23 protein-coding genes are annotated in these 23,813 nt (G+C 52.8%); 14 read left to right on the top strand and 9 right to left on the bottom strand.

All coding sequences use genetic code 11. The features are described from left to right. Window positions 1–34: 34 nt before the first annotated feature. Genes AACU94_RS19965 through AACU94_RS19940 form a run of 6 tightly spaced genes read right to left on the bottom strand, consistent with a single transcriptional unit; the run spans window position 35 to window position 5,474 of the window. Window positions 35–1,525: a tripartite tricarboxylate transporter permease gene (locus tag AACU94_RS19965; RefSeq protein ID WP_135488506.1), complete on the bottom strand. Its 1,491-nt coding sequence runs from the start codon at window positions 1,523–1,525 to the stop codon at window positions 35–37. A 12-nt stretch (window positions 1,526–1,537) separates the two neighbouring features. After that, a complete protein-coding gene (locus AACU94_RS19960) occupies window positions 1,538–2,044 on the bottom strand; it encodes a tripartite tricarboxylate transporter TctB family protein (protein ID WP_130223359.1) in 507 nt (168 codons plus the stop codon). 16 nt (window positions 2,045–2,060) lie between these two features. After that, entirely contained in the window at window positions 2,061–3,035 is a 975-nt protein-coding gene (locus AACU94_RS19955; RefSeq protein WP_135488505.1) for a Bug family tripartite tricarboxylate transporter substrate binding protein, read from the bottom strand. 24 nt (window positions 3,036–3,059) lie between these two features. Further along, a complete protein-coding gene (locus AACU94_RS19950) occupies window positions 3,060–3,689 on the bottom strand; it encodes a 2-dehydro-3-deoxy-6-phosphogalactonate aldolase (RefSeq protein ID WP_135488504.1) in 630 nt (209 codons plus the stop codon). Continuing rightward, window positions 3,679–4,683: a 2-dehydro-3-deoxygalactonokinase gene (locus tag AACU94_RS19945; protein ID WP_135488503.1), complete on the bottom strand. Its 1,005-nt coding sequence runs from the start codon at window positions 4,681–4,683 to the stop codon at window positions 3,679–3,681. The genes AACU94_RS19950 and AACU94_RS19945 overlap by 11 nt, the downstream gene beginning before the upstream one ends. Window positions 4,684–4,706: 23 nt before the next feature. After that, window positions 4,707–5,474: an IclR family transcriptional regulator gene (locus AACU94_RS19940; protein WP_135488502.1), complete on the bottom strand. Its 768-nt coding sequence runs from the start codon at window positions 5,472–5,474 to the stop codon at window positions 4,707–4,709. A 215-nt stretch (window positions 5,475–5,689) separates the two neighbouring features. Here AACU94_RS19940 and rmuC point away from each other — a divergent pair, with 215 nt between their 5' ends. The 8 genes from rmuC to tatD all read left to right on the top strand — a co-directional run bounded on the left by rmuC (window position 5,690) and on the right by tatD (window position 12,693). Then, window positions 5,690–7,117 (top strand): DNA recombination protein RmuC, encoded by a 1,428-nt coding sequence (gene rmuC, locus AACU94_RS19935; protein WP_135488501.1) that lies wholly within the window; start codon window positions 5,690–5,692, stop codon window positions 7,115–7,117. 94 nt (window positions 7,118–7,211) lie between these two features. Then, window positions 7,212–7,967, top strand: coding sequence for a bifunctional demethylmenaquinone methyltransferase/2-methoxy-6-polyprenyl-1,4-benzoquinol methylase UbiE (gene ubiE, locus AACU94_RS19930; RefSeq protein WP_000227958.1), 756 nt, complete (start codon window positions 7,212–7,214; stop codon window positions 7,965–7,967). A gap of 13 nt (window positions 7,968–7,980) precedes the next feature. Continuing rightward, window positions 7,981–8,586 carry a ubiquinone biosynthesis protein UbiJ gene (gene ubiJ, locus AACU94_RS19925; RefSeq protein WP_130223349.1) on the top strand — a complete coding sequence of 202 codons (606 nt, stop codon included), beginning with the start codon at window positions 7,981–7,983 and terminating at the stop codon, window positions 8,584–8,586. Continuing rightward, complete coding sequence (ubiB, locus tag AACU94_RS19920; RefSeq protein WP_135486953.1) at window positions 8,583–10,223, top strand: ubiquinone biosynthesis regulatory protein kinase UbiB; 1,641 nt, start codon at window positions 8,583–8,585, stop codon at window positions 10,221–10,223. The genes ubiJ and ubiB overlap by 4 nt, the downstream gene beginning before the upstream one ends. Window positions 10,224–10,301: 78 nt before the next feature. Further along, on the top strand, window positions 10,302–10,571 hold the full coding sequence (tatA, locus tag AACU94_RS19915; RefSeq protein WP_001295260.1) for a Sec-independent protein translocase subunit TatA: 270 nt from the start codon (window positions 10,302–10,304) through the stop codon (window positions 10,569–10,571). Window positions 10,572–10,574: 3 nt separating this feature from the next. Further along, window positions 10,575–11,090: a Sec-independent protein translocase protein TatB gene (gene tatB, locus AACU94_RS19910; RefSeq protein ID WP_130209474.1), complete on the top strand. Its 516-nt coding sequence runs from the start codon at window positions 10,575–10,577 to the stop codon at window positions 11,088–11,090. A gap of 2 nt (window positions 11,091–11,092) precedes the next feature. Further along, the gene (tatC, locus tag AACU94_RS19905) at window positions 11,093–11,869 is read left to right on the top strand and encodes a Sec-independent protein translocase subunit TatC (RefSeq protein ID WP_000109937.1); all 777 of its coding nucleotides are present in this window, start codon (window positions 11,093–11,095) and stop codon (window positions 11,867–11,869) included. Window positions 11,870–11,910: 41 nt separating this feature from the next. After that, entirely contained in the window at window positions 11,911–12,693 is a 783-nt protein-coding gene (gene tatD / locus AACU94_RS19900) for a 3'-5' ssDNA/RNA exonuclease TatD (protein ID WP_135488500.1), read from the top strand. On the opposite strand, the gene rfaH is transcribed toward tatD, so the two are convergent. Then, window positions 12,690–13,178: a transcription/translation regulatory transformer protein RfaH gene (gene rfaH, locus AACU94_RS19895; protein ID WP_130209478.1), complete on the bottom strand. Its 489-nt coding sequence runs from the start codon at window positions 13,176–13,178 to the stop codon at window positions 12,690–12,692. The genes tatD and rfaH overlap by 4 nt on opposite strands. 166 nt (window positions 13,179–13,344) lie before the next feature. On the opposite strand from rfaH, the gene ubiD reads away from it, so the two are divergent. Together ubiD and fre are read left to right on the top strand one after the other, a co-directional pair. Next, window positions 13,345–14,838: a 4-hydroxy-3-polyprenylbenzoate decarboxylase gene (gene ubiD, locus AACU94_RS19890; RefSeq protein WP_135488499.1), complete on the top strand. Its 1,494-nt coding sequence runs from the start codon at window positions 13,345–13,347 to the stop codon at window positions 14,836–14,838. 45 nt (window positions 14,839–14,883) lie between these two features. Continuing rightward, window positions 14,884–15,585: an NAD(P)H-flavin reductase gene (gene fre, locus AACU94_RS19885; RefSeq protein ID WP_130209480.1), complete on the top strand. Its 702-nt coding sequence runs from the start codon at window positions 14,884–14,886 to the stop codon at window positions 15,583–15,585. Window positions 15,586–15,952: 367 nt separating this feature from the next. Here the strand turns inward: fre and fadA are convergent, their stop codons facing one another. Further along, on the bottom strand, window positions 15,953–17,116 hold the full coding sequence (gene fadA / locus AACU94_RS19880; RefSeq protein ID WP_063268381.1) for an acetyl-CoA C-acyltransferase FadA: 1,164 nt from the start codon (window positions 17,114–17,116) through the stop codon (window positions 15,953–15,955). 9 nt (window positions 17,117–17,125) lie between these two features. After that, complete coding sequence (gene fadB / locus AACU94_RS19875) at window positions 17,126–19,315, bottom strand: fatty acid oxidation complex subunit alpha FadB (RefSeq protein ID WP_130219472.1); 2,190 nt, start codon at window positions 19,313–19,315, stop codon at window positions 17,126–17,128. A gap of 189 nt (window positions 19,316–19,504) precedes the next feature. Here fadB and pepQ point away from each other — a divergent pair, with 189 nt between their 5' ends. Genes pepQ through hemG form a run of 4 tightly spaced genes read left to right on the top strand, consistent with a single transcriptional unit; the run spans window position 19,505 to window position 23,497 of the window. Beyond that, the gene (gene pepQ, locus AACU94_RS19870; protein WP_130219470.1) at window positions 19,505–20,836 is read left to right on the top strand and encodes a Xaa-Pro dipeptidase; all 1,332 of its coding nucleotides are present in this window, start codon (window positions 19,505–19,507) and stop codon (window positions 20,834–20,836) included. Continuing rightward, complete coding sequence (locus tag AACU94_RS19865; protein WP_001295262.1) at window positions 20,836–21,450, top strand: IMPACT family protein; 615 nt, start codon at window positions 20,836–20,838, stop codon at window positions 21,448–21,450. The genes pepQ and AACU94_RS19865 overlap by 1 nt, the downstream gene beginning before the upstream one ends. A 38-nt stretch (window positions 21,451–21,488) precedes the next feature. Continuing rightward, window positions 21,489–22,940 (top strand): Trk system potassium transporter TrkH, encoded by a 1,452-nt coding sequence (gene trkH / locus AACU94_RS19860; RefSeq protein ID WP_000545680.1) that lies wholly within the window; start codon window positions 21,489–21,491, stop codon window positions 22,938–22,940. Window positions 22,941–22,951: 11 nt separating this feature from the next. Continuing rightward, on the top strand, window positions 22,952–23,497 hold the full coding sequence (gene hemG / locus AACU94_RS19855; RefSeq protein ID WP_130219468.1) for a menaquinone-dependent protoporphyrinogen IX dehydrogenase: 546 nt from the start codon (window positions 22,952–22,954) through the stop codon (window positions 23,495–23,497). Window positions 23,498–23,813: the final 316 nt, after the last annotated feature.

The following is a 23,813-nucleotide window of genomic DNA, read 5'->3' as shown; positions in this document are numbered from 1 at the left end:
TCTCATACTCCCCAACGTCGGGGAGCGATATCAATTACTGACGCCGTAAGCGCATAATTTTGCGGATTATTGGCGTCAGCAGCGTAAAGGCAGCCAGTATCAGCAATGCCAGAGTGATCGGTCGGGTATACAGAAAGTCGAGTGAACCCCCTGAAAGCGACAGCGCGCGGCGAAAATTACTTTCTGCCATTGGCCCCATAATCAATGCCAGCACTACGGGTGATGCCGGATATCCCCCTTTCTGCATGAAATAGCCCACCACGCCCGCAATCAACATAATGCCGACATCAAACAGGCTATTGTTCAGTGCATAAGTCCCGACAACACAAAGTGCGAGAATCATCGGCGTGAGAATATTGCCGGGGATTTTCACCACGTTACCGATGACTTTCAAAGAGAGCAGCCCAAGCACTAGCAGCATGAAGTAACAGAAGATCATACCGACAAACAGCGTATAAACCATATCGCCGTGGTCGGTAAACATCAGCGGGCCAGGCTGCATCCCCTGTAATGTTAACGCGCCCAGCATGATGGCGGTTACCGCATCGCCAGGGATCCCCAGCGTCAGCATAGGTAACAATGCGCCACCGGTGCAGCCATTCGCGCCTGCCTCACAGGAGGCCACCGCCTTAATCTCACCTTTACCAAAGTTTTCTGGTGTCTTACTGAAACGACGAGTTTCGTTATAGGCAACAAAAGCTGCAATATCCGCTCCTGCACCGGGGATCATGCCGATAAAAACCCCTAATCCTGATGAGCGCAAAATAGTTAATGCGATACGGCGTAGTGTTTGCCAGGGCAGTAACAGACTGCCGATAGCTACCTTCGCACCCTGACGAATTTGCTGATTTTGCTCCATAGAGCGGAATGCTTCTGAAGCAGCAAATAAACCAATCATCACCGGGATAAATGGCACATTCATCAGCTCCACAAATCCACCTGTAAACCGTGGAAAACCGCCCATTGGATCAAGGCCTATCGTTGCGATCAGCAATCCGCCAACCCCGGCAATCAGCCCTTTAATCAACGACTCACCGGAAATACTGGCAATAATGCTCAGCCCGAAAGTTGCCAGGGCGAAGGACTCCGAGGCACTAAATTTCAGCGCCCAACTGGCAAGCACCGGAGAGAGAAACATCAGCACGATAATACTGATCGTTCCGCCACTAAAGGAAGAGAACGTGGCGGCACTCAACGCCAGCCCGGCTTTTCCCTGCTTCGTCAGCTCATAACCGTCAATGGCGGTGGCAGCGGCGGCAGGCGTTCCGGGAATTTTGAGCAAAATTGCGGTGATAGAGCCGCCATACACGCCGCCAAAAAAGACGCCGCAAATCATCAACAAGCCAGAAACAGGCTCCATGCCGTAGGTGAAAGGCAGTAAAATCGCCACCCCCATGGTCGCTGTTAAACCGGGCAGAGCGCCAATCACAATACCCAGCATCACCCCAAAAGTGGCAAACAGCAGCGCCTGAGGATTATTGAGTAATGTCGAAAAACCCTGAGTTAAAAGTTCACTTTCAAACATTGCTGGCCCCTGTTATTCGAAAAATGTGCCGACAGGCAATGGCACCTGTAACGCTTCGACAAACAGCAACCAGAGGATTGCCGTTAACAGCAGCGCAATACCCGGTGTGAGTACCCATCGCCTGTAGCCCATCAACGTCATAATGACGATGAGGAAAACAGGAGTAGTAATGAGATAACCGCAGTAGCTCATTGCCACAATATAAAATGCGGTTGCCGCAATTCCTGTTGCCGTTTTCCTGAATGCCGGTTTTTCCTGTGCGTTGGCGCAAGATTCTGCTTTTGCCTGCAAAAGATCGCGTATCACCAGCAAGACAGCGAGCACAATCAGGGCGCAGGCATAGAAGGTAGGGAAGGCACTTGCACCGGGATCTGTTTCAATGGCAGTTGCTGGAAAATCAGCGGCATTAATCATCACCGCGCCAGCAACCACACAAAGTAACAGCGCCACCACCACAGTGGATGAAAGGCGCTTGCGGTGCGGTACGGCGAGCTGAGCAACAGACTGTTTTGTGTTCATCGACCGTACCTCAGGTTTATTTTTTCAGGCCCAGGCGAGTCAGCAACTCGTCAAAGTACTTTTCCTGCTCGCTGATTTGGGTCTGGAAGCTGGCGCCATCAAGCCATGCATAGTTGAGATTCAACTTTTGCAGTGCATCCTGGAATGCAGGCTCTTCAGCCGTCTCTTTTGCTGCCTTCGCCAGAACATCCACCACATCCTGCGGCGTTTTTTGCGACACAATCAGACCGCGCCAGGTGCCAATGGAGAGATCAACGCCTTTCTCTTTTAACGTCGGGACGTCAGGCATGGTTTTCATTCGCTCATCCGCCATCACCACCAGTGTCTTCAGCTTGCCGCCTTTCACATGGTTGATAACTTCACCAGGGCTTACGGAAACCGCTTCAATGTGCCCGCCTAACAGGCCTGTAATGGCAGGGGCTGCGCCGTCATAGGGGACATGAGAAAACTTCGCGCCAGTTTTGTCTTCCAGTGCAGCCGCCGCCAGATGCCAGATAGCCCCGGTGCCTGAGTTACCAATGCGTACTTTTCCGGGATTCGCTTTGGCGTAAGTCATAAATTCTTCATAGCTATTCCACGGCGCATCGGCACGGACGGTGATAGCCGCCGGATCCGCATTCAGACGGGCGATGGGTTTGAAGTCGCTGGTTTTAAAACGCACCATTCCGAGGCTGGGAAGGGTGGTCAGTTCAACCGTGCCTAAACCGATTTTGTAACCGTTAGGGCGGGCAGCGGCGATTTCGCTCAGGCCAATAGCGCCGCCACCGCCAGGTTTATTGATAACCCCGATGCTGACGGGTAAATGGTTTTTGGCGGCATCAGCAAAGGCTCGGGCAACCAGATCCGTACCGCCTCCGGCAGCGTAGGGTACGACTAACTCGATCTGTTTGGTTGGGTAGGAAGCCGCCTGTACGGGTGCAGTGCTGAGGGCAGCGCCTGCAAGAAGTACCATCGCAGCCATTTTTTTCGGTAAGGTAAGATGTTTTATCATTGCTTTTATATCCTTATTTATCAGTTAGTTGCTATTTAAATTATTCCATGCGTTCATAAACAGCACTGCATTTTCATAGACCTGCTCTGGCGTCATGCCGGGGCGATATAGCGCAGAACCGAGGCCAAAGCCGTTTGCGCCGTGGCTCAGATAACGCGCCATTGTTTCCGGTGTGATACCGCCTACCGGTAACATCGGAACGGATTGCGGAATAACCGCACGCCAGGCTTTGGTGACTTCTGGCGTAATTTGTTCGGCCGGAAACAGCTTGATGGCATTGGCGCCATGTTCAATGGCAGCAAAGGCTTCGGTGGGCGTAGCGACGCCAGGCGCGCAATACATACCCAGCGCACGGGCGCGACGGATCACCGCAGTATCGCAATGCGGCATCACGATAATCTGGCCTCCAGCCTCTTTAACCGCGACCACCTGCTCTACTGAAAGCACAGTTCCGGCTCCGACCAGGCAGTCCTTAGGCAGGGCGTCGCGCAGTAGACTGATACTTTGCAACGGCTCCGGCGAGTTCATGGGAATCTCAATCAGGCGGAATCCGGCGGCGTACAGCTTTTCACCGATGGCGACAATCTCATCCGGTTTCACGCCGCGTAAAATGGCGACTAACCCGGTTCTTTGCAAAAGAGTATTAAATGGCATGAGTACATTCCCTGGCGTTGGTGGAGAGTAACCCGGCAGCGTGGGCGATTCGCCATAATCCCTGTTCAGTGGCATTAGGAATGGCGTGAAGCTGTCTGTCGGGAAAAACGTGGCTGAACGCCCGTGAATAGCGGCTGTTCAGGGTGGCGCTACCGATTAAGGCGATCGGCGTTGTGGCGGGTAAATCACGCAGCAAGCTGGATGCCAGACCACATAATTCATGGCCTATCAGTAATCCGGAAAGATAATCGCCCTGTGAGGACGGCGTAAGATTATCGGTCAGTAAGCGCGAACGGGTCGAAAACAGCGTCGATAATAATCCGGTCTGATGATGCTCCAGTGCCGCTGTCAGTCCTTGGGCGAAGGCATCCCAGTGAGGTTCATCTCCCGAACGCATGGTGGCACCAAGAATCGAATGGCGGGATAAAACATCAAATAACTCGCCCGTCATAAAGGTCCGGAAATCGGTAATGGTGTTATTTTCAACCACCGCCCATTTTGCATGAGTACCAGGTAAGCCAATCAGCACCGGCATACCCCTACGGATTGCGTCTTGCAGGGCAGGTTCCATTGCGATGGCACCGAAGATTTGTGTCTCTTCGCCACGCATCACTTCGGGCATTTCACCTTCTTTAATCACGCCGGGAATGATGTGCAGCATTGTCTGCTGTTGGTGGATAACCGGCGTCAGTTGCTTCGCCAGTCCATCGAGAGTGACCGGGCAAGGTAAATAAGCTGCTGGTTGCCACCCTTGCGCACTGCCGATCATGCCGCAAGCCAGAACCGGGCATGAGGTTTGTGCCAGCCAGTCGCCACAGATACGCAAAAATGTATCGTGGAAAGCGTCCTCACGTGTTGCTGCCTGGGAGGGTAATTTCATGATCCCCCAGGGGAATTCACGTTTTTCTTGTGGATCTGGTGAGTCACCAAAACGCCATGCCCGAAGCGATGACGTTCCCCAGTCCAGGGCAATAAATGAGGTATTTCCCGACATTAGCCGTTTCCTTTAATCATGGTTTAATTATCTTTGCGGACATGCTTACCCCAGCCCAGTTCAGCGGAGATCTCTTCTGCACAGGATTTGACGTAAGGTGCCAGTTCTTCCAGGCGCGCCAGCGACATATACGTGGTGGTACTGGCGACAGAAATGGCCGCCACAATTTCATTCCGGGCGTTGTAAATCGGCGCTGCAACGCAACGGATAGTGGGCTCGTTCTCTTCCAGATCAAAAGCAAAACCACTGGTGGCATAACGGCGCATGTTTTGTATAAATGCGCCCAGTTTTGTTTCATCACCACAAGTCAAAAATAGTGTGCGCCACTCTTCTTCTGTTCGGTTGAGGATCAACGCTTTACCGATTCCCGTAATCGCCAGAGGCATGCGATGCCCAGGACGTGAGCGCATTTCCAGCCCGCGCTGACTGTTGATCTTCTCCAGATACAGCACTTCGTCGCCTTCAACGATCCCCAGATGCACGGTGTCCAGGGTGTAACGGGCCAGACGTTGCAAAACGGGCTGTGCAACTTCATACAATGAAGTGCTTTCCAGCGCTCTGGCGCCGAGTTCGATCAGTTTGGCGCCCAGTTGGTAGCCCTGAGTTGGGACATGGCGCAGATAGCGTTGCTCCACCAAAACAGAGACTAAACGATGGGTTGTACTCCGCGTCGTGCCGGTGAACTCGCCGATACTTTTCAGGTCATGGCAACCGTTATAAACAGCATTAATAACCGCCAGTCCGCGTAATAACGTTTGTGCGCCAGCGGTGGTTGAAGAGGTTTCTGCCATAGGTGTCTCCTGATGATATTGCCGAGTGTTTCACAGAATAAAGTGGGGAAAAGGTGATGCGTCCCACAATATAAACTTAGTCTCATATTGTGGGATAAAATAAGCAAAATAAACGATCGTTTTGCGTAGCGCCTCGCAGGAAATACCTTTCAAACTGGACGTTTGTACAGCACAATTCTATTTTGTGCGGGTAAGTTGTTGCGTCAGGAGGCTTTGTGGATTTCTCAATCATTGTTTATGCCATTATTGCGCTGGTCAGTGTGGCCATCGGTTGGCTGTTTGCCAGTTATCAACATGCGCAGCAAAAAGCCGAGCAATTAGCTGAACGTGAAGAGATGGTCGCGGAGTTAAGTGCGGCAAAACAACAAATTACCCAAAGTGAGCACTGGCGTGCAGAGTGTGAATTGCTCAATAACGAAGTGCGTAGTCTGCAAAGTATTAACACCTCGCTGGAGGCAGATCTGCGTGAAGTGACCACGCGGATGGAAGCTGCACAGCAACATGCTGACGATAAAATTCGCCAGATGATTAACAGCGAGCAGCGTTTGAGCGAGCAGTTTGAAAACCTCGCCAACCGTATTTTTGAGCACAGTAATCGCCGTGTAGATGAACAAAATCGCCAGAGTCTGAACAACCTGCTATCGCCGCTGCGTGAACAACTGGATGGTTTTCGCCGACAGGTACAGGACAGCTTTGGTAAAGAAGCACAAGAACGCCATACCCTGACCCACGAAATTCGTAATCTACAGCAACTCAACGCGCAAATGGCCCAGGAAGCGATCAACCTGACGCGCGCGCTGAAAGGCGATAACAAAACCCAGGGGAACTGGGGCGAAGTGGTACTGACGCGGGTGCTGGAGGCTTCCGGACTGCGTGAAGGGTATGAATACGAAACCCAGGTAAGCATCGAAAATGATGCTCGCTCGCGGTTGCAGCCGGATGTCATCGTGCGGCTACCGCAGGGGAAAGATGTGGTGATCGATGCAAAAATGACGCTGGTCGCCTATGAACGCTACTTCAACGCGGAAGACGACTACACACGTGAAAGCGCATTGCAGGAGCATATTGCTTCGGTACGTAATCACATCCGCTTGCTTGGGCGCAAAGACTATCAACAGCTGCCGGGGCTACGAACGCTGGATTATGTGCTGATGTTTATTCCCGTTGAGCCAGCGTTTTTACTGGCGCTTGATCGCCAGCCAGAGCTGATCACCGAAGCGTTAAAGAACAACATCATGCTGGTTAGCCCCACCACACTGCTGGTGGCGTTGCGTACTATCGCCAACCTGTGGCGTTATGAGCATCAAAGCCGTAACGCCCAGCAGATCGCCGATCGTGCCAGCAAGCTGTACGACAAGATGCGTCTGTTTATTGATGATATGTCCGCGATTGGTCAAAGTCTGGACAAAGCGCAGGATAACTATCGCCAGGCGATGAAAAAACTCTCTTCAGGTCGCGGAAATGTGCTGGCGCAGGCAGAAGCGTTTCGCGGTTTAGGGGTAGAAATTAAACGCGAGATTAATCCGGACTTGGCTGAACAGGCGGTGAGCCAGGATGAAGAGTATCGACTGAGGTCGATTCCGGGGCAGCCGAATGATGAAGCTTATCAACGCGATGATGAATATAATCAGCAGTCGCGCTAGCCCATTAGGGGTAGTTAAGCCGGGTAGAAATCTAGGGCATCGACGCCCAATCTGTTACACTTCTGGAACAATTTTTTGATGAGCAGGCATTGAGATGGTGGATAAGTCACAAGAAACGACGCACTTTGGTTTTCAGACCGTCGCGAAAGAACAAAAAGCGGATATGGTCGCCCACGTTTTCCATTCCGTGGCATCGAAATATGATGTCATGAATGATTTGATGTCATTTGGTATTCATCGTTTGTGGAAGCGATTCACGATCGATTGCAGCGGCGTACGCCGTGGGCAGACCGTGCTGGATCTGGCTGGCGGCACCGGCGACCTGACGGCAAAATTCTCCCGCCTGGTCGGTGAGACTGGCAAAGTGGTCCTCGCCGATATCAATGAATCCATGCTCAAAATGGGCCGCGAGAAGTTGCGTAATATCGGTGTGATTGGCAACGTTGAGTATGTTCAGGCGAACGCAGAGGCGCTGCCGTTCCCGGATAACACCTTTGATTGCATCACCATTTCGTTTGGTCTGCGTAACGTTACCGACAAAGATAAAGCACTGCGTTCGATGTATCGCGTGCTGAAACCGGGCGGCCGCCTGCTGGTGCTTGAGTTCTCGAAGCCGATTATCGAACCGTTAAGCAAAGCCTATGACGCTTACTCCTTCCATGTGCTGCCACGTATTGGCTCGCTGGTGGCGAACGATGCCGACAGCTACCGCTATCTGGCCGAATCCATCCGTATGCATCCCGATCAGGATACGCTGAAAGCCATGATGCAGGATGCCGGATTCGAAAGTGTCGATTATTACAACCTGACGGCTGGCGTTGTGGCGCTGCATCGTGGTTATAAGTTCTGACAGGAGTACGACTATGCCTTTTAAACCTTTAGTGACGGCAGGAATTGAAAGTCTGCTCAACACTTTCCTGTATCGCTCACCCGCGCTGAAAACAGCCCGCTCGCGTCTGCTGGGTAAAGTATTGCGTGTGGAGGTAAAAGGCTTTTCGACGTCGCTAATTCTGGTGTTTAGTGAACGGCAGGTCGATGTGCTGGGCGAATGGTCTGGCGATGCTGATTGCACCGTTATCGCCTACGCCAGCGTGTTGCCGAAACTTCGTGACCGCCAGCAGCTTGCCGCACTAATTCGTAGCGGTGAGCTGGAAGTGCAGGGCGATATTCAGGTGGTACAGAATTTCGTTGCGCTGGCAGATCTGGCTGAGTTCGACCCTGCGGAACTGCTGGCCCCTTATACCGGTGATATCGCCGCTGAAGGAATCAGCAAAGCCCTGCGCGGCGGTGCGAAGTTCCTGCATCATGGTATTAAACGCCAGCAACGTTACGTGGCGGAAGCTATCACCGAAGAGTGGCGTATGGCGCCAGGTCCGCTTGAAGTGGCCTGGTTTGCGGAAGAGACGGCTGCCGTCGAGCGTGCTGTTGATGCCCTGACCAAACGGCTGGAAAAACTGGAGGCTAAATGACGCCAGGTGAAGTACGGCGCCTATATTTCATCATTCGCACCTTTCTAAGCTACGGACTTGATGAACTGATCCCCAACATGCGTATCACCCTGCCGCTGCGGCTATGGCGATACACGCTCTTCTGGATGCCGAACCGGCATAAAGAAAAACCGTTAGGTGAGCGACTGCGACTGGCGCTGCAAGAGCTGGGGCCGGTATGGATCAAGTTCGGACAGATGTTGTCTACCCGTCGCGACCTTTTCCCACCGCATATTGCCGATCAGCTGGCGTTATTGCAGGACAAAGTCGCTCCGTTTGATGGCAAGCTGGCAAAGCAGCAGATTGAAGCTGCAATGGGCGGTCTGCCGGTGGAGGCGTGGTTTGACGATTTTGAAATCGAGCCGCTGGCGTCGGCCTCTATCGCCCAGGTTCATACCGCGCGATTGAAATCGAATGGCAAAGATGTGGTAATTAAAGTCATCCGTCCGGACATTTTGCCGGTGATTAAAGCGGATCTGAAACTTATCTACCGCCTGGCTCGCTGGGTGCCGCGTTTGCTGCCGGATGGCCGCCGTCTGCGCCCAACTGAAGTGGTGCGCGAGTACGAAAAGACCTTGATTGATGAACTGAATTTGCTGCGGGAATCTGCCAACGCCATTCAGTTACGACGCAATTTTGAAGACAGCCCGATGCTCTACATCCCGGAAGTTTACCCTGACTATTGCAGCGAAGGGATGATGGTGATGGAGCGCATTTACGGCATTCCCGTTTCTGATGTTGCGGCGCTGGAGAAAAACGGCACTAACATGAAATTGTTGGCGGAACGCGGTGTGCAGGTGTTCTTCACCCAGGTTTTCCGTGACAGCTTTTTCCATGCCGATATGCATCCAGGCAACATCTTCGTAAGCTATGAACACCCGGAAAACCCGAAATATATCGGCATTGATTGCGGGATAGTCGGCTCGCTAAACAAGGAAGATAAACGTTATCTGGCGGAAAACTTTATCGCCTTCTTTAACCGCGACTATCGCAAAGTGGCAGAGCTGCATGTCGATTCAGGCTGGGTACCGCCAGATACCAACGTTGAAGAGTTCGAATTTGCCATTCGTACCGTTTGCGAACCTATCTTTGAGAAACCGCTGGCCGAAATTTCGTTTGGACATGTGCTGTTAAATCTGTTTAATACGGCGCGTCGCTTCAATATGGAAGTGCAGCCGCAACTGGTGTTACTTCAGAAAACCTTGCTCTATATCGAAGGGGTAGGACGGCAGCTTTATCCGCAGCTCGATTTATGGAAAACTGCAAAACCTTTCCTTGAATCGTGGATTAAAGATCAGGTCGGTATTCCCGCGCTGGTGAGAGCATTTAAGGAAAAAGCGCCGTTCTGGATCGAAAAAATGCCAGAACTGCCTGAATTGGTTTATGACAGTTTGCGCCAGGGCAAGTATTTACAGCATAGTGTTGATAAGATTGCGCGCGAGTTACAGTCGAATCATGTGCGTCAGGGACAATCTCGTTACTTATTGGGGATTGGTGCGACGTTAGTATTAAGCGGCACATTCTTGTTGGTCAGCCGACCGGAATGGGGGCTGATGCCCGGCTGGTTAATGGCGGCCGGTCTGATCGCCTGGTTTGTCGGTTGGTGCAAAACACGCTGATTTTTTCATCGCTCAAGGCGGGCCGTGTAACGTATAATGCGGCCTTGTTTAATCATCATCTACCACAGAGGAACATGTATGGGTGGTATCAGTATTTGGCAGTTATTGATTATTGCCGTCATCGTTGTACTGCTTTTTGGCACCAAAAAGCTCGGCTCCATCGGTTCCGATCTTGGTGCGTCGATCAAAGGCTTTAAAAAAGCAATGAGCGATGATGAACCAAAGCAGGATAAAACCAGTCAGGATGCTGATTTTACTGCGAAAACCATCGCCGATAAGCAGGCGGATACGAATCAGGAACAGGCTAAAACAGAAGACGCGAAGCGCCACGATAAAGAGCAGGTGTAATCCGTGTTTGATATCGGTTTTAGCGAACTGCTATTGGTGTTCATCATCGGCCTCGTCGTTCTGGGGCCGCAACGACTGCCTGTGGCGGTAAAAACGGTAGCGGGCTGGATTCGTGCGTTGCGTTCACTGGCAACAACGGTGCAGAACGAACTGACCCAGGAGTTAAAACTCCAGGAGTTTCAGGACAGCCTGAAAAAGGTTGAAAAGGCGAGTCTCACCAACCTGACGCCTGAACTGAAAGCGTCAATGGATGAACTGCGCCAGGCCGCGGAGTCGATGAAGCGTTCCTACGTTGCGAATGACCCTGAAAAGGCGAGCGATGAAGCGCACACCATTCATAACCCGGTGGTGAAAGACAATGAGGCTGCGCATGAAGGCGTCACGCCTGCCGCTGCACAAACGCAGGCCAGTTCGCCGGAACAGAAGCCAGAAACCACGCCAGAGCCGGTGGTAAAACCTGCTGCGGACGCTGAACCGAAAACCGCTGCACATTCCCCTTCGTCGAGTGATAAACCGTAAACATGTCTGTAGAAGATACTCAACCGCTTATCACGCATCTGATTGAGCTGCGTAAGCGTCTGCTGAACTGCATTATCGCGGTGATCGTGATATTCCTGTGTCTGGTCTATTTCGCCAATGACATCTATCACCTGGTATCCGCGCCATTGATCAAGCAGTTGCCGCAAGGTTCAACGATGATCGCCACCGATGTGGCCTCGCCGTTCTTTACGCCAATCAAGCTGACCTTTATGGTGTCGCTGATTCTGTCAGCGCCGGTGATTCTCTATCAGGTGTGGGCATTTATCGCTCCTGCACTCTATAAGCACGAACGTCGCCTGGTGGTGCCGCTGCTGGTTTCCAGCTCTCTGCTGTTTTATATCGGCATGGCGTTCGCTTATTTCGTGGTCTTCCCGCTAGCGTTTGGTTTCCTTGCCAATACCGCGCCTGAAGGGGTGCAGGTATCCACCGACATTGCCAGCTATTTGAGCTTCGTGATGGCGCTGTTTATGGCGTTTGGTATCTCCTTTGAAGTGCCTGTGGCGATTGTGCTGCTGTGCTGGATGGGGATTACCTCGCCAGAAGACTTACGCAAAAAACGTCCGTATGTGCTGGTTGGTGCATTTGTCGTCGGGATGCTGCTGACGCCGCCGGATGTCTTCTCGCAAACGCTGTTGGCGATCCCGATGTACTGTCTGTTTGAAATCGGTGTCTTCTTCTCACGCTTTTACGTTGGTAAAGGGCGAAATCGGGAAGAGGAAAACGACGCTGAAGCAGAAAGCGAAAAAACTGAAGAATAAATTCAACCGCCCGTCAGGGCGGTTGTCATATGGAGTGCAGGATGTTTGATATCGGCGTTAATTTGACCAGTTCGCAATTTGCGAAAGACCGTGATGATGTTGTAGCGCACGCTTTTGACGCGGGAGTTAATGGGCTACTCATCACCGGTACTAACCTGCGTGAAAGCCAGCAGGCGCAAAAGCTGGCGCGTCAGTATTCGTCCTGTTGGTCAACGGCGGGCGTACATCCTCATGACAGTAGCCAGTGGCAAGATGCAACAGAAGAAATGATTGTGGCGCTGGCCTCGCAGCCAGAAGTGGTGGCGATTGGTGAGTGTGGCCTCGACTTTAACCGCAACTTTTCGACGCCGGAAGAGCAGGAACGCGCTTTTGTTGCCCAGCTACGTATTGCCGCAAAGTTAAACATGCCGGTATTTATGCACTGCCGTGATGCCCACGAGCGGTTTATGATATTGCTGGAGCCGTGGCTGGATAAACTGCCTGGCGCGGTGTTGCACTGTTTTACCGGCACACGCGAAGAGATGCAGGCGTGCGTGGCGCGCGGAATTTATATCGGCATTACTGGTTGGGTTTGCGATGAACGACGCGGACTGGAGCTGCGAGAACTGTTGCCATTTATTCCGGCGGAGCAATTGCTGCTTGAAACAGACGCACCGTATTTGCTTCCGCGCGATCTCACGCCGAAGCCATCGTCACGGCGTAATGAGCCAGCCTATCTGCCCCATATTTTGCAACGTATTGCACACTGGCGTGGGGAAGATGCCGCATGGCTGGCTGCCACCACGGATGCCAATGTCAAAACACTGTTTGGGATTGCGTTTTAGAGTTTGCGGAACTCGGTGTTCTTCACACTGTGCTTAATCTCTTTATTGATAAGATTAAGCAATAGCATAGAGCGAGCCTCGCCGTCGGGTTCGGTGAAAATAGCCTGAAAACCTTCGAAAGCGCCTTCGGTGATAATCACCTTATCACCAGGATAGGGCGTCGCCGGATCAACAATGTCTTCCGGTTTATACACCGACAGTTGATGAATAACCGCAGATGGGACTATCGCCGGCGATGCGCCAAAGCGCACAAAGTGGCTGACGCCGCGGGTAGCACTGATGGTTGTGGTATGAATTACTTCCGGATCAAATTCCACAAACAGGTAGTTGGGGAACAATGGTTCACTGACTGCGGTACGTTTGCCTCGCACGATTTTTTCCAGGGTGATCATCGGCGCCAGGCAATTCACCGCCTGTCTTTCGAGGTGTTCCTGGGCACGTTGAAGTTGCCCGCGCTTGCAGTACAGTAAATACCAGGATTGCATAATGACTCTTATCCGTTTAATCGGGGCGCAAGGATAGCAAAAGCTTTACGCTAAGTTAATTATATTCCCCGGTTTGCGTTATGCCGTCAGAGTTCACGCTAATTTAACAAATTTACAGCATCGCGAAGATGAACGCCGTATAATGGGCGAAGATTAAGAGGCTACAATGGACGCCATGAAATATAACGATTTACGCGACTTCCTGACGCTGCTTGAACAGCAGGGTGAGCTAAAACGTATCACGCTCCCGGTGGATCCGCATCTGGAAATCACTGAAATTGCTGACCGCACTCTGCGTGCCGGTGGACCTGCGTTGTTGTTTGAAAACCCCAAAGGTTATTCGATGCCGGTGCTGTGCAACCTGTTTGGTACGCCAAAGCGCGTGGCGATGGGCATGGGCCAGGAAGATGTTTCGGCGCTGCGTGAAGTCGGTAAATTATTGGCGTTTCTGAAAGAGCCGGAGCCGCCAAAAGGTTTCCGCGACCTGTTTGATAAACTGCCGCAGTTTAAGCAGGTGTTAAACATGCCGACAAAGCGATTGCGTGGTGCGCCTTGCCAACAAAAAATCGTCTCTGGTGATGACGTCGATCTTAACCGCATTCCCATTATGACCTGCTGGCCGGAAGACGCCGCGCCGCTAATTACCTGGGGGCTGACCGTGACGCGCGGCCCGCATAAAGAGCGGCAGAATCTGGGCATTTATCGCCAGCAGCTGATTGGTAAAAACAAACTGATTATGCGCTGGCTGTCGCATCGCGGCGGCGCGCTGGATTATCAGGAGTGGTGTGTGGTGCATCCGGGCGAACGTTTCCCGGTTTCTGTGGCGCTGGGGGCCGATCCCGCCACGATTCTCGGTGCAGTGACGCCAGTCCCGGATACATTGTCGGAATACGCCTTTGCCGGATTGCTGCGCGGCACCAAGACCGAAGTGGTGAAGTGTATCTCCAATGACCTTGAAGTGCCCGCCAGTGCGGAGATTGTGCTTGAAGGGTATATCGAACAAGGCGAAACGGCGCCGGAAGGGCCGTATGGCGACCACACCGGTTACTATAACGAAGTCGATAGTTTCCCGGTATTTACCGTGACGCATATTACCCAGCGTGAAGATGCGATTTACCATTCCACCTATACCGGGCGTCCGCCAGATGAACCTGCGGTACTGGGCGTGGCGTTGAACGAAGTGTTCGTGCCGATTCTGCAAAAACAGTTCCCGGAAATTGTCGATTTTTATCTGCCGCCGGAAGGCTGTTCTTATCGCCTGGCGGTAGTGACAATCAAAAAACAGTACGCCGGACATGCGAAGCGCGTCATGATGGGGGTCTGGTCATTCTTACGCCAGTTTATGTACACTAAGTTCGTGATCGTCTGCGATGATGATGTCAACGCACGCGACTGGAACGATGTGATTTGGGCGATTACCACCCGTATGGACCCGGCGCGGGATACTGTTCTGGTAGAAAATACGCCCATTGATTATCTGGATTTTGCCTCGCCCGTCTCCGGGCTGGGTTCAAAAATGGGGCTGGATGCCACGAATAAATGGCCAGGGGAAACCCAGCGTGAATGGGGGCGTCCCATCAAAAAAGATCCAGATGTTGTCGCGCATATTGACGCTATCTGGGATGAACTGGCTATTTTTAACAACGGTAAAAGCGCCTGATGCGCGTTTGTTTTGCCCTATTTATCGATCCGACAGAGAAAGCGCATGACAACCTTAAGCTGTAAAGTGACCTCGGTAGAAGCTATCACGGATACCGTATATCGTGTCCGCATCGTGCCAGACGCGGCCTTTTCTTTTCGTGCTGGTCAGTATTTGATGGTGGTGATGGACGAGCGCGACAAACGCCCGTTTTCAATGGCTTCGACGCCGAATGAACAAGGTTTCATTGAGCTGCACATTGGCGCTTCGGAGATCAATCTCTACGCCAAAGCCGTTATGGATCGCATCCTTAAAGATCATCAAATCGTGGTGGATATTCCCCACGGTGAAGCGTGGCTGCGCGATGATGAAGAACGTCCGATGATTCTGATTGCGGGCGGCACGGGGTTCTCTTATGCGCGCTCGATTTTGCTGACAGCGCTGGCACGTAATCCCAATCGCGATATCACCATTTACTGGGGCGGGCGTGAAGAGCAACATCTTTATGATCTGTCCGAGCTTGAGGCGCTTTCTCTGAAGCATCCTGGTTTGCGTGTGGTGCCGGTAGTTGAACAACCGGAAGCGGGCTGGCGTGGACGTACTGGCACCGTGTTAACGGCGGTATTGCAGGATCACGGTACGCTGGCGGAGCATGATATCTATATCGCTGGCCGCTTTGAGATGGCGAAAATCGCCCGTGACCTGTTCTGCAATGAGCGTAATGCGCGGGAAGATCGCCTGTTTGGCGATGCGTTTGCGTTTATCTAAGCCATAAAAAACCCGCCCCTGACAGGCGGGAAGAACGGCAACTAAAACTTTATACAGTGGCATTTGGATCTATGTCGCATCCGGAAAACAATGCCTGATGCGACGCTTGCGCGTCTTATCGTGCCTACAAATAGTCATGGACCGTGGGCCGGATAAGGCGTTTATGCCGCATCCGGCAAGCAATGCCCGATGCGACGCTGACGCGTCTTATCGTGCCTACAAATAGTCCTGAACCGTAGGCCGGATAAGGTGTTTATGTCGCATCCGGCAAACAATGCCCGATGCGACGCTGACGCGTCTTATCGTGCCTACAAATAGTCCCGGACCGTAGGCCGGATAAGGCGTTTACGCCGCATCCGGCAAGTGTTTAAACCCGCTCAAACACCGTTGCAATACCCTGACCCAGACCGATACACATCGTCGCCAGACCAAACTGGACGTCTTTGCGCTCCATCAGATTCAGCAGCGTGGTACTGATACGAGCACCTGAACAGCCCAGCGGATGACCCAGCGCGATCGCGCCACCGTTGAGGTTGATCTTCTCGTCAATCTGCTCCATTAACCCGAGATCTTTAATGCACGGCAGGATCTGCGCGGCAAAGGCTTCGTTCATTTCAAACACGCCGATATCACTGGCAGAAAGCCCCGCTTTTTTCAGCGCCAGCTTCGAGGCCGGAACCGGGCCGTAGCCCATAATCGACGGATCACAACCAACGACCGCCATCGAACGTACGCGGGCGCGCGGCTTAAGACCTAATTCACGGGCGCGGCTTTCACTCATCACCAACATGGCAGCTGCACCATCGGAAAGCGCAGAAGATGTACCCGCCGTTACCGTACCGTTGACTGGATCAAACGCCGGACGCAGCGTGGCGAGGGCTTCCACGGTGGTTTCCGGGCGAATCACTTCGTCGTAATTAAACTGCTTCAGGACGCCGTCGGCATCGTGACCACCGGTCGGGATAATTTCATTTTTAAATGCACCCGACTGCGTGGCGGCCCAGGCGCGGGCGTGTGACCGCGCGGCAAAGGCATCCTGCATTTCACGGCTGATACCGTGCATACGCGCCAGCATTTCTGCCGTTAAGCCCATCATGCCCGCCGCTTTGGCGACATTGCGGCTCAGGCCGGGGTGAAAATCGACGCCGTGACTCATCGGCACATGGCCCATATGCTCCACGCCGCCAACCAGACATGCTTGCGCATCGCCGGTCATGATCATTCGTGCTGCGTCATGCAGTGCCTGCATGGATGAACCACACAAGCGATTGACGGTAACCGCCGGGACAGAGTGTGGTACTTCAGCCAACAGCGCCGCGTTACGGGCGATGTTAAAACCTTGCTCCAGCGTCTGCTGCACACAGCCCCAGTAAATATCGTCGAGAGCCGCCGCTTCCAGCGCCGGGTTACGCGCCAGCAAGCTACGCATTAAATGAGCGGAGAGATCTTCCGCACGCACGTTACGAAAAGCACCGCCCTTCGAACGGCCCATCGGGGTGCGAATTGCATCGACAATGACAACCTGTTCCATTGTGACTCCTTAAGCCGTTTTCAGGTCGCCAACCGGACGGGCTGGCTCAACCGGGGGATAGTACGGTTCGTTATGACGCGCTTTATTACGCAGACCTTCCGGCACTTCATACAGCGGGCCGAGGTGCTGATATTGCTGTGCCATATCGAGGTATTTTGCGCTACCGAGGGTGTCCAGCCAGCGGAACGCGCCGCCGTGGAACGGAGGAAAGCCCAGGCCGTAGACCAGCGCCATATCCGCTTCAGCCGGAGTGGCGATAATGCCCTCTTCCAGACAGCGCACCACTTCGTTGACCATCGGGATCATCATGCGGGCGATAATCTCTTCTTCGCTGAAATCGCGCTTCGGCTGGCTCACTTCTGCCAGCAGGTCGTCAACGACGGCGTCTTCTTCTTTCTTCGGCTTACCTTTGCTGTCTTCTTTATAACGCCAGAAACCGAGGCCGTTCTTCTGACCAAAGCGGTTGGCATCAAACAGCGCGTCGATGGCATCGCGATAATCTTTCTGCATCCGCTGCGGGAAGCCTGCTGCCATCACTGCCTGAGCGTGATGCGCGGTATCAATCCCCACAACATCCAGCAGGTATGCCGGACCCATCGGCCAGCCAAACTGTTTTTCCATCACTTTGTCGATCTTGCGGAAATCCGCGCCGTCGCGCAGCAACTGGCTGAAACCGGCGAAGTAGGGGAACAGCACGCGGTTAACAAAGAAGCCGGGGCAGTCGTTAACCACAATCGGCGTTTTGCCCATCTTGCTCGCCCAGGCGACGACTTTCGCGATGGTTTCGTCGGAGCTTTTCTCGCCGCGAATAATTTCCACCAACGGCATTCGGTGGACCGGGTTAAAGAAGTGCATCCCGCAGAAGTTTTCCGGGCGTTCCAGCGCGTTGGCCAGTTCGCTGATAGGAATGGTTGAAGTGTTAGACGCCAGCACGGTATCCGGGCGTACTTTCTGCTCGGTTTCTGCCAGTACGGCTTTTTTCACTTTCGGGTTTTCGACAACCGCTTCTACCACAACATCCACGCGGTCAAACCCGGCGTAGTCGAGCGTTGGGTGGATCGTGGAGATCACGCCAGCCAGTTTCAGACCATCGATCTTGCCGCGCTCAAGCTGCTTGTTCAGCAGTTTCGCGGCTTCAGTCATGCCGAGGGCTAACGACTTGTCGTTAATATCTTTCATGACAACCGGCACGCCTTTCCACGCAGACTGGTAAGCGATGCCGCCGCCCATAATGCCTGCGCCCAGCACAGCGGCCTGTTTCGGGGTTTCAACGTCTTTGGTGAGTTTCTTCGCTTTGCCTTTTACATATTGATCGTTAAGGAAAATGCCGACCAGTGCGCGGGCTTCGTTGGTATGCGCCAGCGGGACAAAACTTTTGTTTTCCAGGTTTAAGGCTTCTTCACGACCAAAACGGGCCGCAGCTTCAATAGTTTTTACTGCGGTGATGGGCGCCGGATAATGTTTCCCCGCCGTTTGCGCGACCATCCCTTTAGCGATGGTGAAGCTCATGGTGGCTTCAATCTTGCTCAGTTTTAGCGGTTCCAGCTTCGGCTGACGTTTCGCTTTCCAGTCGAGGTCGCCGTTAATGGCCTGGCGTAAAATCGCCATCGCCCCTTCAATCAGTTTTTCTGCTTTGACTACGCCATCCACCAGACCGATTTTCAGCGCCTGATCCGCGCCGACATCTTTACCGGCGGCAATGATTTCCAGCGCACTGTCAGCGCCCAGCATACGTGGCATACGTACAGAACCGCCAAAGCCCGGCATGATGCCCAGTTTGGTTTCCGGCAGACCGATGCGCAGATCCGGCGTCGCCAGACGATAATCGGTCGCCAGCACGCATTCGCAGCCACCGCCCAGCGCATAGCCGTTGACGGCAGCAATGGTCGGCACCGGCAGATCTTCCAGGCGATTGAACACGCTATTGGCAAAATGCAGCCACTGACTTAACTGTTCTTCAGGAACGAGGAACAGGGACAAAAATTCGGTGATATCAGCACCGACGATAAAGGCTGCTTTGTTCGAACGCAGCAGCAGCCCTTTTAGATCTGATTGCTGTTCCAGCACGCCGATGGCCTCGCCGAGGCTGGCGACGGTCGCAGTGTCGAGTTTATTAACTGAACCTGGGGCATCAAATACCAGTTCGGCAATGCCATCTTCCAGCCAGTCAAGGTACAGGGTGTCGCCTTTGTAAAGCATGTCAGTCTCCTGAATCCGCAAGGTGATCTGGTCGTACCAGATGTATCGAAGTGTGTATTTTATGTTAAAAATATGCAAACAAAAGATTAAAGAAATGCCGATCTGATCACGCTCGGCAGAAATCACGCTCTGTATTAACGATGTGCTAAGATGCGGAGACTTAAGGTCAAAAAAACAGAAGGGTAAAAAATGGAATCACTGGCCTCGCTTTATAAAAATCATATAGCTACCTTACAAGAACGGACTCGCGATGCGCTGGCGCGCTTCAAGCTGGATGCATTACTTATTCACTCCGGCGAGCTGTTCAACGTTTTTCTCGACGATCATCCCTATCCGTTTAAAGTGAACCCGCAATTCAAAGCGTGGGTGCCGGTAACTCAGGTGCCAAACTGCTGGTTGCTGGTGGATGGCGTGAACAAGCCGAAACTGTGGTTCTATCTGCCGGTTGATTACTGGCACAACGTCGAACCGCTGCCGACCTCCTTCTGGACTGAAGATGTGGAAGTGATCGCGCTGCCGAAAGCCGATGGCATTGGTAGCCTGCTGCCTGCTGCGCGCGGCAATATCGGTTATATCGGTCCGGTGCCGGAACGTGCGCTGCAACTGGGTATTGAGGCCAGCAACATCAACCCGAAAGGGGTGATCGACTACCTGCATTACTACCGCTCCTTCAAAACCGAGTACGAACTGGCCTGTATGCGTGAAGCGCAGAAAATGGCGGTCAACGGTCATCGCGCGGCAGAAGAAGCGTTCCGTTCTGGCATGAGCGAGTTCGATATCAACATTGCCTATCTGACCGCGACCGGTCATCGTGATACCGACGTACCTTACAGCAACATTGTGGCGCTTAACGAACACGCTTCGGTGTTGCATTACACCAAACTGGATCATCAGGCACCGGAAGAGATGCGCAGCTTCCTGCTGGATGCCGGGGCAGAATATAACGGTTATGCGGCTGACCTGACTCGTACCTGGTCGGCAAAAAGCGACAACGACTACGCGCAGCTGGTGAAAGACGTCAATGATGAACAACTGGCGCTGATCGCTACCATGAAAGCAGGCGTCAGCTATGTGGATTACCACATCCAGTTCCATCAGCGCATTGCCAAACTGCTGCGTAAACATCAAATCATCACCGATATGAGTGAAGAAGCGATGGTCGAAAACGATCTCACCGGACCGTTTATGCCGCATGGTATCGGCCATCCGCTGGGCCTGCAGGTGCATGACGTAGCCGGTTTTATGCAGGATGATAGCGGTACGCACCTCGCGGCACCGGCAAAATATCCGTACCTGCGCTGCACCCGTATTCTCCAGCCGGGCATGGTGTTAACCATTGAGCCGGGTATCTACTTCATCGAATCGCTGCTGGCACCGTGGCGTGAAGGGCAATTCAGCAAACACTTCAACTGGCAGAAAATTGAAGCACTGAAACCGTTCGGCGGCATTCGTATCGAAGACAACGTGGTGATCCACGAAAACAGCGTGGAAAACATGACCCGGGATCTGAAACTGGCGTGATGGAAAGCTGGTTAATTCCTGCGGCACCAGTCACGGTCGTTGAAGAGATCAAAAAGAGCCGCTTCATAACGCTGTTGGCGCATACCGATGGCGTTGAGGCGGCGAAAGCGTTTGTTGAATCGGTGCGGGCAGAACACCCCGATGCCCGCCACCATTGCGTGGCGTGGGTAGCTGGCGCACCGGATGATTCACAACAGCTGGGTTTCTCTGACGACGGGGAACCGGCGGGAACGGCAGGTAAACCGATGCTCGCCCAACTAATGGGCAGCGGCGTCGGGGAAATTACCGCTGTGGTGGTGCGCTACTACGGCGGCATATTGCTTGGCACCGGTGGGTTAGTGAAAGCGTATGGCGGCGGCGTGAATCAGGCGCTGCGCCAGCTAACGACCCAACGCAAGACGCCATTAACCGAATATACTTTGCAATGTGAATATAGTCAGTTAACCGGCATTGAAGCGTTGCTGGGGCAGTGTGACGGCAAAATTATCAACAGTGATTATCAGGCATTCGTTTTGCTGCGGGTGGCGCTTCCGGCAGCGAAAGTGGCTGAATTTTCCGCAAAGCTGGCGGATTTTAGCCGTGGTTCATTGCAATTGTTAGCGATTGAAGAATAATCCCCACTTCGTTTTGCAGAACTAAGGAAGCGGCAGAGATGCATTTTCGCGCCATTACCCGAATCGTTGGACTACTGGTCATCTTATTTTCAGGGACAATGATTATCCCTGGACTGGTAGCACTCATCTACCGGGATGGAGCGGGCCGCGCTTTTACCCAGACCTTTTTTGTCGCCCTCGCCATTGGCTCTATGCTGTGGTGGCCGAACCGTAAAGAGAAGGGCGAACTGAAATCCCGTGAAGGGTTTCTGATCGTGGTGCTGTTCTGGACCGTGCTGGGTAGCGTCGGTGCGCTCCCTTTTATCTTTTCGGAAAGCCCGAATCTCACGATTACCGATGCGTTTTTTGAATCTTTCTCTGGCCTGACCACTACGGGGGCCACTACGCTGGTGGGGCTGGATTCACTCCCTCATGCCATCCTCTTTTATCGCCAGATGCTGCAATGGTTTGGCGGGATGGGGATCATCGTGTTGGCGGTTGCGATACTACCTATCCTCGGCGTGGGTGGGATGCAGCTCTATCGCGCGGAAATGCCCGGCCCACTGAAAGATAACAAAATGCGTCCGCGAATTGCGGAAACGGCGAAAACCCTGTGGTTGATTTATGTCTTGCTGACCGTCGCCTGTGCACTGGCGCTGTGGTTTGCTGGAATGGATGCCTTTGATGCTATCGGTCATAGCTTTGCGACAATCGCTATTGGCGGCTTCTCGACTCATGATGCCAGCGTTGGCTATTTCGATAGCCCGACCATTAACACCATCATTGCTATCTTCCTGCTGATCTCCGGCTGTAACTACGGTCTGCACTTTTCGCTGTTAAGTGGGCGGAGTCTGAAGGTTTATTGGCGCGATCCGGAATTTCGCATGTTTATCGGCGTACAGTTTACGCTGGTGGTTATTTGTACCCTCGTGCTGTGGTTTCATAATGTCTACAGTTCAGCGCTGATGACAATTAACCAGGCGTTTTTCCAGGTGGTGTCGATGGCGACAACCGCCGGGTTTACGACTGACAGCATTGCCCGCTGGCCGCTCTTTTTGCCGGTACTGCTTTTATGTTCAGCTTTTATCGGCGGTTGTGCCGGGTCAACGGGCGGTGGCCTGAAAGTGATCCGCATCCTGCTGCTGTTTAAGCAGGGGAACCGTGAGCTGAAACGACTGGTGCATCCGAACGCCGTCTACAGCATTAAGCTGGGGAACCGTGCACTGCCGGAACGTATCCTCGAAGCCGTTTGGGGATTTTTCTCCGCCTATGCATTAGTGTTTATTGTCAGTATGCTGGCGATAATCGCCACGGGCGTGGATGACTTTTCTGCCTTTGCCTCGGTTGTTGCGACATTGAATAACCTGGGGCCAGGGCTTGGCGTGGTTGCTGATAACTTTACCAGCATGAACCCGGTGGCTAAATGGATCCTGATTGCCAACATGCTGTTTGGTCGTCTCGAGGTCTTTACATTGCTGGTGCTCTTTACCCCGACTTTCTGGCGTGAATGATGGAGTAATACGTGAAAACATTAATTCTTTTCTCAACAAGGGACGGACAAACGCGCGAGATTGCCTCCTACCTGGCTTCGGAACTGAAAGAACTGGGGATCCAGGCGGATGTCGCTAATGTGCACCGCATTGAAGAACCACAGTGGGAAAACTACGATCGCGTGGTGATTGGCGCTTCTATTCGCTACGGTCATTACCATTCTGCGTTCCAGGCATTTGTCAAAAAGCATGCCACCCGGCTGAACTCAATGCCGAGCGCCTTTTACTCCGTCAACCTGGTGGCACGCAAGCCGGAGAAGCGGACTGTGCAGACCAACAGCTACGCACGAAAGTTTCTGATGAACTCACAATGGCGCCCCGATCGCTGTGCCGTTATTGCCGGGGCGCTGCGTTATCCACGCTATCGTTGGTACGACCGCTTTATGATCAAGCTGATTATGAAGATGTCAGGCGGAGAAACAGATACGCGCAAAGAGGTTGTTTATACCGATTGGGAGCAGGTCGCGAATTTTGCCCGAGAAATAGCTCAATTAACCAACAGATCGGCGTCGAAATAAGCATAAAGAATAAAAAACGCGCATTCGGAAAATTATTTTAAATTTCCTCTTGTCAGCTCAGAATAACTCCCTATAATGCGCCACCACTGACACGGAACAACGGCAAACACGCCGCCGGGTCAGCGGGATTCTCCTGAGAATTCCGGCAGAGAAAAGCAAAAAAATGCTTGACTCTGTAGCGGGAAAGCGTATTATGCACACCCCGCGCCGCTGAGAAAAAGCGAAGCGGCACTGCTCTTTAACAATTTATCAGACAATCTGTGTGGGCACTCGAAGATACGGATTCTTAACGTCGCAAGACGAAAAATGAATACCA

The organism is Escherichia sp. E4702, from assembly GCF_963883545.1.
Lineage (GTDB): Bacteria > Pseudomonadota > Gammaproteobacteria > Enterobacterales > Enterobacteriaceae > Escherichia.
The sequence above is the reverse complement of the archived record's forward strand: the minus strand, read 5'-3'. Positions and strand labels throughout refer to the sequence as shown.

Bases quoted from the DNA above. Each gene is read 5' to 3' on its own strand.
- ubiJ (WP_130223349.1), top strand. From the start codon at position 7,981: ATGCCTTTTAAACCTTTAGTGACGGCAGGAATTGAAAGTCTGCTCAAC.
- AACU94_RS19950 (WP_135488504.1), bottom strand. From the start codon at position 3,689: ATGCCATTTAATACTCTTTTGCAAAGAACCGGGTTAGTCGCCATTTTA.
- AACU94_RS19865 (WP_001295262.1), top strand. From the start codon at position 20,836: ATGGAAAGCTGGTTAATTCCTGCGGCACCAGTCACGGTCGTTGAAGAG.
- AACU94_RS19940 (WP_135488502.1), bottom strand. From the start codon at position 5,474: ATGGCAGAAACCTCTTCAACCACCGCTGGCGCACAAACGTTATTACGC.
- fre (WP_130209480.1), top strand. From the start codon at position 14,884: ATGACAACCTTAAGCTGTAAAGTGACCTCGGTAGAAGCTATCACGGAT.
- fadB (WP_130219472.1), bottom strand. From the start codon at position 19,315: ATGCTTTACAAAGGCGACACCCTGTACCTTGACTGGCTGGAAGATGGC.
- tatC (WP_000109937.1), top strand. From the start codon at position 11,093: ATGTCTGTAGAAGATACTCAACCGCTTATCACGCATCTGATTGAGCTG.
- tatA (WP_001295260.1), top strand. From the start codon at position 10,302: ATGGGTGGTATCAGTATTTGGCAGTTATTGATTATTGCCGTCATCGTT.
- AACU94_RS19965 (WP_135488506.1), bottom strand. From the start codon at position 1,525: ATGTTTGAAAGTGAACTTTTAACTCAGGGTTTTTCGACATTACTCAAT.
- fadA (WP_063268381.1), bottom strand. From the start codon at position 17,116: ATGGAACAGGTTGTCATTGTCGATGCAATTCGCACCCCGATGGGCCGT.
- AACU94_RS19960 (WP_130223359.1), bottom strand. From the start codon at position 2,044: ATGAACACAAAACAGTCTGTTGCTCAGCTCGCCGTACCGCACCGCAAG.
- ubiE (WP_000227958.1), top strand. From the start codon at position 7,212: ATGGTGGATAAGTCACAAGAAACGACGCACTTTGGTTTTCAGACCGTC.
- trkH (WP_000545680.1), top strand. From the start codon at position 21,489: ATGCATTTTCGCGCCATTACCCGAATCGTTGGACTACTGGTCATCTTA.
- rfaH (WP_130209478.1), bottom strand. From the start codon at position 13,178: ATGCAATCCTGGTATTTACTGTACTGCAAGCGCGGGCAACTTCAACGT.
- pepQ (WP_130219470.1), top strand. From the start codon at position 19,505: ATGGAATCACTGGCCTCGCTTTATAAAAATCATATAGCTACCTTACAA.
- tatD (WP_135488500.1), top strand. From the start codon at position 11,911: ATGTTTGATATCGGCGTTAATTTGACCAGTTCGCAATTTGCGAAAGAC.
- AACU94_RS19945 (WP_135488503.1), bottom strand. From the start codon at position 4,683: ATGTCGGGAAATACCTCATTTATTGCCCTGGACTGGGGAACGTCATCG.
- ubiB (WP_135486953.1), top strand. From the start codon at position 8,583: ATGACGCCAGGTGAAGTACGGCGCCTATATTTCATCATTCGCACCTTT.
- AACU94_RS19955 (WP_135488505.1), bottom strand. From the start codon at position 3,035: ATGATAAAACATCTTACCTTACCGAAAAAAATGGCTGCGATGGTACTT.
- ubiD (WP_135488499.1), top strand. From the start codon at position 13,345: ATGGACGCCATGAAATATAACGATTTACGCGACTTCCTGACGCTGCTT.